Consider the following 1,287-nt stretch of genomic DNA (forward strand, 5'->3'; position numbering starts at 1 on the left):
TCCAGCCCTTGCAGATTAATCTGAAAGGTATCGGCTAGCAGGCGAGTCATCGCCTGCGGGTCGGTAATGTTTTGCTTGTCACTGCGCCCGTCCGGGTAGCGTATCGTATAGAGGCCGTTCAAGAGTGTGTGACGGCGATCCATGTCGGTGCGCACGGCAATCAGGTTATTGACGAATTTGGACGCCGGGTGGCAGGACACGTACCAGTTGGCCATGTCGAAATCGATGGGCCATTGCGTCATCAGGTCGAACCGGTACAGCAGCCGCCAGCGGCTGCCCAGCTGCACCTCAATGCGGTAATGATTGTTCTCCGGAAGAACACGAAAATGCTCCAGCGGAGTGCGTTGGGCTGCCCGGCTGTGCAGCCTTAATGGCGCTGTCGGTGTCATCCCGCCAAACCCCACGTCGCTCAGGTAGTCCTCATCCTCGATGGTTACCAGCAACAACATATGTGAGCGTGGTGGCTGCGCGTCCTCCGGCTGGTTCCAGTAGACCCGGGCGGTAATCCCGCGCACGGTGAAGCCCAGCTCTGTAAGCACCGCCATGAATAACAGGTTGTTCTCAAAGCAGTAGCCACCCCGTCTCTGCTGCACCAGCTTGCGTTCCAGGCTGGCCAGATCCAGTGGTACTGGCTTGCCAAGCAAAGGGTTCAGGTTTTCAAAGGCAATATGCAGCAGGTGGCATTGTTGCAAGGCGCGCAGCGTGGCCAGAGTAGGCGTTCGCTCACCGGTATAACCGACACGTTGGCAATAGGCATCCAGATCAAGGGGCATGGCAGACTCCGGGTTCGTCAACAGGAAGGGGGAGGGTACGGCCTCAACCGAGGTTGAGGTAAAGGGGGAAATGCATACCCAGCACTCCCGCGATAACGTTTCGTGTGCGATATCGGTGCTCACATTATCGCCGCTTTCCGACCATTGGTAGCAATGGCTGCCCCAACGTAGTTTACGCTGGCTCCGCGGCGGCTCCCTGAATGACATAATTCCGGAAAGAGTGTGAAATGAGTCACGGTTGCTTATGCGAAAAGCCGCTTCGAGATCACCGGCGATTTACCGATTGCTCGACTGGAGTGACAGCGAAAAATGCCTGTTGCTGTCGGTGTTGCTGTCTGTCTACATGCTTTTCTATCTGGCCTGGCATCTGGTTACCGCGTTCTTCACTGACTTCGGTGCGCAATATATTTCCCCCGCTGGGGCCAGGCAGTTTACCGGGGTGTTGTTGTTCAATGTGATCGGCTATCTGGTGATGATTGCCTGGGCAGCCGTGTTGCGTAAAAAACGGCGCCAG

General features: G+C 56.5%; 2 protein-coding genes. One reads left to right on the forward strand and one right to left on the reverse strand.

Annotation, left to right across the window (positions count from 1 at the left end; genetic code table 11):
• Positions 1 to 773, reverse strand: a 773-nt coding sequence (locus A3730_RS24840; RefSeq protein WP_197477625.1) for an arylamine N-acetyltransferase, incomplete at its 3' end; no start/stop codon positions are given.
• A 283-nt stretch (positions 774 to 1,056) separates the two neighbouring features.
• On the opposite strand from A3730_RS24840, the gene A3730_RS24845 reads away from it, so the two are divergent.
• The coding region (locus tag A3730_RS24845) for a hypothetical protein (protein WP_156501346.1) at positions 1,057 to 1,287 on the forward strand (231 nt) is incomplete at its 3' end.

The sequence above is a fragment of the Alcanivorax sp. HI0044 genome (assembly GCF_001634945.1).